This is a genomic window from Sphaerospermopsis sp. FACHB-1094 (assembly GCF_014696195.1).
Taxonomy (GTDB): domain Bacteria; phylum Cyanobacteriota; class Cyanobacteriia; order Cyanobacteriales; family Nostocaceae; genus Sphaerospermopsis; species Sphaerospermopsis kisseleviana.
In genome coordinates this window covers 1-7223 of the sequence record NZ_JACJPT010000172.1, presented here as the reverse complement: position 1 = coordinate 7223, position 7223 = coordinate 1, and the positions used below count along the sequence as shown (strand labels likewise).

7 protein-coding genes and 1 pseudogene are annotated in these 7223 nt (G+C 35.2%); 2 read left to right on the top strand and 6 right to left on the bottom strand.

The genetic code is table 11. The annotated features are described in order from the left end of the window. Positions 1-137 precede the first annotated feature (137 nt). Positions 138-641: pseudogene (locus H6F47_RS26090) on the bottom strand (FAD-dependent oxidoreductase); the annotation flags it as partial. A gap of 171 nt (positions 642-812) precedes the next feature. On the opposite strand from H6F47_RS26090, the gene H6F47_RS26085 reads away from it, so the two are divergent. Beyond that, a complete protein-coding gene (locus H6F47_RS26085; protein ID WP_096565410.1) occupies positions 813-1049 on the top strand; it encodes a hypothetical protein in 237 nt (78 codons plus the stop codon). Between the two features lie 58 nt (positions 1050-1107). On the opposite strand, the gene H6F47_RS26080 is transcribed toward H6F47_RS26085, so the two are convergent. From H6F47_RS26080 to H6F47_RS26060, 5 genes are all read right to left on the bottom strand, one after another. Then, entirely contained in the window at positions 1108-2208 is a 1101-nt protein-coding gene (locus H6F47_RS26080) for a hemolysin family protein (RefSeq protein WP_190651654.1), read from the bottom strand. 162 nt (positions 2209-2370) lie between these two features. Continuing rightward, complete coding sequence (locus H6F47_RS26075; protein WP_190651652.1) at positions 2371-3753, bottom strand: AtzE family amidohydrolase; 1383 nt, start codon at positions 3751-3753, stop codon at positions 2371-2373. Next, positions 3750-3938 (bottom strand): DUF4089 domain-containing protein, encoded by a 189-nt coding sequence (locus H6F47_RS26070; protein ID WP_096565405.1) that lies wholly within the window; start codon positions 3936-3938, stop codon positions 3750-3752. Before H6F47_RS26070 ends, H6F47_RS26075 begins: the two co-directional genes overlap by 4 nt. 81 nt (positions 3939-4019) lie before the next feature. Continuing rightward, on the bottom strand, positions 4020-4379 hold the full coding sequence (locus H6F47_RS26065; protein ID WP_190347204.1) for a hypothetical protein: 360 nt from the start codon (positions 4377-4379) through the stop codon (positions 4020-4022). A gap of 287 nt (positions 4380-4666) precedes the next feature. Beyond that, complete coding sequence (locus H6F47_RS26060) at positions 4667-6145, bottom strand: thioredoxin-like domain-containing protein (RefSeq protein ID WP_190651650.1); 1479 nt, start codon at positions 6143-6145, stop codon at positions 4667-4669. A gap of 57 nt (positions 6146-6202) precedes the next feature. Between H6F47_RS26060 and glsA the strand changes: the two genes are divergently transcribed. Then, positions 6203-7117, top strand: a complete 915-nt coding sequence (gene glsA / locus H6F47_RS26055; RefSeq protein WP_137667718.1) for a glutaminase A — start codon at positions 6203-6205, stop codon at positions 7115-7117. Positions 7118-7223: the final 106 nt, after the last annotated feature.

Here is a 7223-nt window from a genome sequence, read left to right as displayed (position 1 = left end):
GGAAAAAGTGTGCATTTTTTGGGATTTCAAGAGATGGCAAAGAAATTTTCAAATCTCCTCCTGACTCCTGACTCCTGACTCCTGACTCCTATGCCATCACGGAAAGACTTTCTCAGCAACCCCTATGTAGGTTCTAATACTTTGGTAAACTGTATTTCTCCCCCCAGACGTAGAAATGCTTGAATGTATGCTTGCCTTAGTTTTTGCGGATGGACATGACCATGTTTGACAGTTAAAGTACCAGAGATAGCATTTTTATTGAGTAATGGTTCTAACTCACAAGCTTCTTGAACACTCAATAGCTGGGGTGGTGTGCTAAGATGAGAATAGGATGCGGCTGCTACCTTTGGTTCAGTATCATTAGCGATAGTTAGTAATAAATCTAATTCTCGGAATTGGATATCAGCATCTAATTCTGGCGCTAGGATTTGATAACGAGCGATCGCTTCTTGACATAGTTGTTGTGTCACAGGTGTTGTACCAGACCAATAAGCAATTCCACCATAACTATAGCGAGTAGCATTTTGTGGTGTTTTGTCTTGTTCTAGCAGCAGTACCGAAAACCCCGTTTTTGCTAATTCATAAGCAAGTGCAGCACCTGTAATTCCTGCACCAACCACAATCCAATCATACACTTTCATAAATAATTACATAAATAATTACAATTTGATTATGAAAATCCGTGCTGAAAATATCCTCGACTATCCAACCATAGCAAAAGTCAACACACTAGTACCGCTTCGCGGAAGTCAAAAGTCAAAAGTCAAAAGTCAAAAATAATAGGTCGTAAGCTTTTTAGCGATTGAGAATGGTTGGTTTATTTACGCCGTGCTGTACTAGAACTAGCAGACAATAGAGGAGAAGCATTAGTTGTAGTTTTGGGATATCCCAAACTTTATCACCCCTTTGGTTTTCAAGCAGCCATAAATTATCAAATAGAATGTCCTTTTAATGTTCCTGAAGACTTTTTTATGGTGAAACCACTCTTAGGTTATGAAGATAAATATCAAGGAAAAGTTATTTATCCTCCGGGAGTTCACAATGTTTAATTCCTGGATGTTAAGTTTTTTTCGCGTAGCTTATTTTGCAAAAATTTGGAATTTTAAATTAATTTGTGTTTCCTATTTTTAGATCATAGTTATCATGTTTTTCTTCAGTTTTTTCTCCAGTATGAAGAGTATTGATAGACTGCAACATTTTTGCTCGTTTCTTCCTAGCAATTTCTTGTAAATCGACCGTTTTATCAGTCTCATCTACAATTTCACCAGTTATTACCTCCAGCACATCTTCCAAAGTAATCACACCAGCAACACATCCATATTCATCTACTACTACTGCAAGATGTTCATGGGATTCTATAAAATTTTTGAGCAGTTTGTCAGCACGAATGATCTCAGGAACAAAGCGCACTTTTCTAGCTAAATCAGCAATTTTTTGTTCACCACTTCCTTCCACCATCGCTGTAAGTAAACTCTGTTTTAAAGCAAATCCCATCACTTGATCAATAGATTCATCAATAACAATAATCCGGGTATGTTGGGAAGCAATAATATCTGCTTTTGCTTCAGCTAAGGTCAAATTACCGCGTATATATGTCAGCATAATTTGGGGTGTCATTAAATCAGATGCTGTCACATCATTTAATCTAAATACCCTCTGAATCATTTCTGCTTCATCACTTTGGATAATACCTTCTTGCTGACCAATATTTGCTAAGAGTTTGATTTCTGCTTCGTTGGTTGTTGGTCTTTTTCTCCCTTGAGAAAATGGTGCAGTGACATTTTCTAAAATCCATACTAAGGGTGTAAAAGCTAGAGAAATTCCCGTTACAGGTATGGCTGTGAGTATAGCAATTTGTTCAGAATATCTCTCACCAATTGTCTTGGGTATAATTTCTCCAAAAATAATAATCAGAAAAGTTAATATTCCCGAAAATATACCAAGCCATCTATCTCCTAATACTTGAGTTGCAATACTACCTGTGATAATACTTCCAATAATGTTGAAAATATTATTGAGGATTACTATTGTGGCAATAGGCCGATTCATGTTTTCACGAATCGCTAGAAGTGCAACTACGGCAGGTTTTTTAAATTCCGCTAATTGTCGCACTCTCAATGTGGGAACAGATAACAGCGCCGTTTCTGTAGCAGAACACAATGCTGAACCTAAAAGCAGTACACAAACAGTAATTACTAGCTGTAACATATAATTTCCCAAGTTTGGGAATAGATAGATGGTTGGAGTTAGCTAAAAGCTGAATCAGCTAATTAACTCATTTAAGCTTTAATGATTGTAACGCGATTTGGAAATTTCTCAATATAAAAATTTTCACAGATTTTCATAATTTATTTGGCGAAACCTCAGAAGTCAAAATTCATGCAGTAAACCACCAGAAACAATACCCTGTGCTTCCAAAAATGCGGCAACTCTTAAAATCAAAGCTTCATTATAGGGTGCAGCTATTAATTGTACTCCTAAAGGTAGAGAATTTTTCTCCTTAATTGGTACTGATAAAACAGGTAAACCAATAAAAGACAATGGTTGAGTAAACAACCCTAAATGTGGACGGACAAGAATTTCTTCACCATCTAACATCATCGTTTTTTGTCCAATTAATGGGGCAGAAATTGGGGTTGTTGGAGCAATAATTATATTTACATTGGCAAATATCTCTCTCACTTGATCTCTATACCATCTTCTAAAACGTTGTGCTTGGATATACCAAGAATGAGGAATTAAAGCACCAGCTAAAAATCTATCTCGCGTTGCTGGATCAAAATCTTGCGGACGGGATTTTAAGTTTTCTAAATGCAGATTTGCACCTTCACAAGCTGTAATTACAAATGCCGCAGCACGAGCTATTTCCGCTTCTGGTATTGTGACATATTCAGTAACATTTAAAGCATGAGCAACTTTTGCCACTGCTGCTAAAGCTGCTGGTTCTGCTTTTTGGGTAAAATAATCATCGGCGATCGCAATTTTAATCCCAGAAATATCATTATTTATTTGTGGTAAACATAAATCAATCGGACGTTTTGTACAAACCGGATCTTGCTCATCTTCACCTTGCAAAACATCAAATATTGTCCCAATATCTCTCACAGAAGTTGCAAAATGTCCGATATGATCTAAACTACTAGAAAATAATTTGACACCCGCACGGGATAACCTGCCATAAGTAGGTTTAAAACCAAAAATACCACATAAAGCCGCAGGAACACGAATAGAACCATTCGTATCTGAACCTAAAGAAAAAGGAACTAAACCCCCAGCAACCGCAGCAGCAGAACCTCCCGAAGAACCTCCCGCTATTCGTTGTAGATCATAGGGGTTACAAGTTGTACCATAATGGGCATTTTCTGTCACAAACCCATAAGCATACTCATCCATATTCAACGCACCCACCAACACTGCACCGGCTTTTTTCAACCTAGCAACTGCGGTTGCATCTTGGGTAGCTGGTAAATTTTCGGCGTTAATTTTTGCCCCTGCTAAGGTTGTTAAACCAGCAATATCAAATAAATTTTTAACAGCAAAAGGTACACCAGCTAATATACCAGGATTTTTACCTTGAGCAATTTCTTGATCTATTTTGGCAGCATCTTTTAAAGCTGTTTCTGTGGTAATTTCGGTAAAACAGTTTAATTGTTGATTTTTGGCGGCTATTTTATTTAAGGTTGTTTGGGTAATTTCAACTGCGCTAAATTTACCTGATAAGACATTTTGAGATATATTTACAGCGTCATTCATGGTTCAAAAGTAGTTGCTATTTCTATTTCTTCTGGTAAAGGGAAGTTATTGACTACTTCTGCTATTGATTTGATTCTTTCAAAATTGGCAATTACTCCATCTTTATATTCATTATTAATTGGTAATTCCAATAATAACGACATTTGTTTCACATATTCTAGGGTATTTAAATTTTGATTTTCCATGTTTTTGATACTTAATTTGTGATTTGTTATTAATCTTGTTTTATATCATATTTATTAATACTCCTTTAAATAAATATTGAATTAGCAACAATTAGAGAATTTTACATATGTCAGCAAAATAGTCTGTAATTTTTCTATCCAATCTTCAACTCCTTTATGACAAAATTCCCAATCAGCTAAATCAATCTCCCATGTTTTATCTACAGAATTTTCTATTTGTTGAAGAAATTCTTCATCTTCATATATTTTCTGACAAAACCTAGAATAATCTAACTGATATTTTTCTTGATACTTAATATCTCGGTGACGCAGTTCAGCAATTTTTACAGCAATCTTATCAAGAGTATATTGTTTAAGCGCCAAATCCATTGATTCTTGTAAATCTCCTAATGCGGATAAAACTTCAATGTATTCATCTTTAATTGATACTGTTACAATCATTTTACCTCATCATTAAGCTATTGAGATAGATTAAATTCTTTGTTAATCAGCAATATATCATCATCACAGTCTAAAGGAATAAATTTATATTTCATGTTCATCAACCTAACAAGTAATATACTAAATCATTAAACTCAATTACATCAATAATAAATATATCATATTTATTATTTAACTAATCATGCCGTAAAAATACGTAACATTGTTTTCAGATAAGATTACATAAAATCATCCATTATCATCCGCGTTTATCTGCGTTTATCTGCGTTCAATTATTGTTTAAATCCTCAAGATGGAGAACACACACCAGACGCACATAAACCAGCAAACTCCATTATTATCACCTCCAAAGTTTCTAAATTTACCCTTCTAATTACATGATTATTTGTATCACAAACATAGAGAAAATCACCAAAAAAACTCAACCCTGAAGGTTCATAAAAAACCCAACTTTCCCCACCTGATAAAATCGTTTTACACTCCCCATTGCTCAGATTCACTAATTTGATTTTATGATTATATGTATCTGCAATAAAAAGCTGATGATTAAAATATTCTACACCCAAACAATGCTGTAAACGCACATCCTCACCTACTCCATCTACATCACCAAAACCAAATAACATCCCACTACCGCAAATAGTTCTCACCTTACCATTTTCTGATATTTCCACCCCCCGAATAGAACTGGTTTCACTATCAGCAATAAACAACTCTTTACCATTTGTAGTTATCCCACTAGGTTGAGCAAATGCACATTCTTGAAAATTCCCATCTACACAACCTTCTGCGCCACTACCAGCATAGCTATGAATGGTATTTGTTAATAAATTCATTTCCCAAATTTGATGATTTCCAGACATGGTAATAAAGAGAGAATTTCCCACTTTAACTAGATCCCAAGGTGAATTTAATTCTATTTCCAAGGCTTTACCACCATGAGGATAGATGATATTACTTTGTTTCCATGTTCCTGCAATAGTTTCTACAATTTGTTTTGGTAAATCAATTCTTCTTAAAAGATGATTTTCTGTATCAGCAATGTAGAGACTTTTAGTGTCACTATCATAAGTCATTCCTTGAGGTGCAGAAAATTCACAACTTTGAAAATTACCATCTTTTACACCCCGTTTACCTGTTCCCATAACCTGAATAACTTCCCCTTGTAAACTACTCATAATTACGCGATGATGTCCAGAGTCAGCAATAAATAAACCGTCTGGTGTAGCTAAAACTTTACCTGGAAAAGCTAAGGGTGTAATTAATGTTTGATGCTGTTTTTCTAAGGTGAATTTTAATGGTTGAATATTAATGTGATTTGGGATTTTACTCAAAATCTGAATGATCATGTTTTCAATCTTGTGAAGATGTCCTTCCCCTGCAAATTGCCCGATCACATATCCTTGTAGATCAATAATAATTAAAGTAGGCCAAGCTTTGATAGTATAATGTTCCCAAACGCGAAAATCACTATCAACTAAAATCGGATGTTCAATGTCATAACGCAATATCGCTTGACGGATATTTTCAATTTCTTTCTCGTTGTCAAATTTCCCAGAGTGAACACCAATAACTGTTATAATCTCTTGATATTTACGTTCTAAATATTTTAAGTCTGGTAATATGTGCAAACAGTTAATACAACAGTATGTCCAAAAGTCTAAAATGATAATTCTCCCTCTGAGTGCTTTTAGAGATAAGGGTTTATCTGTATTTAACCAAGGGTAATTTTCTGGTAATTCTGGCGCTCTAACACGAGGAATCATAGTAATTTTAGATTATTGTAGAAGATTATTGTAGATTTTAAGATTGAGATCAGCGTTTTGGTAAAACTTCAAGACATCAATATAAATAATTTATCTCTCTGGGTTCAGCAAGGGAAAAACCAAGCAACACAAGGAAGTGTGATGCAACGGATACCCCTTTTAGCTGTAGCTAACCCTAGTTGGGTTGCTGTTCATATCTATTGTCAGTCAGGAGAAAATTACACTTTAGGAGATAACGCTTGTATATTTCCTTTAATGAGTGTGATTAAACCTTTTTCTTTACTATATCTGTTGGAACATTTAGGAACGGCAAATGTTTTAAACTCGGTTGGTGTTGAACCTTCAGCAATGCCTTTTAATTCTTTAGAACAGTTAATAGCTGATCATGGACATCCCCGCAACCCAATGATTAATAGTGGTGCTATTACTTTAGCTGATAAGTTACCAGGTAAAAATGGAAATCATCGCACTCAGTTGTTTTGTCAGTGGTTGAATAAATTAGCCGGTAGTCAACTATATTTAGATGTAGAAATGTTGGCTTCCGTGCGTGCTACTCGTTCTCAGGTAAATGTGGCGATCGCTCAATATCTCTACCAAACTCAACACATTGAAAATATTGAATTGGCTCTTGACACTTATGAGCAAATATGCTGTATTTCTGGTACTGTGGAAGATTTAGCGAAATTAGGAAAATTATTAGCCTGTAAAAGTAGTTTTATAAATTCCCAACATCGCCAAATTGTTAACGCTTTAATGTTAACTTGTGGACTATATGAAGCTTCTCCTCAGTATGCAGTCAAAATTGGTTTACCCATGAAATCGGGTATAAGTGGGGCTTTGATAGCAATAGTACCAAATCAAGGAGCTATAGCCAGCTACAGTCCTGCTTTAGATAGTATAGGTAATTCTGTAGCTGGTCTGACCTTGATGGAAACTTTATCCCAAAATTTGCAACTGAGTATTTTTAGTTAATTGTTCTGCTATATAAAACCTAGACAAAACTAGACTTTACTTTCTACTTCAACGGGAGCATGGGAGCAGTTATCCCTCAGTAGACTTTCACGCCTTAGCCAGACGC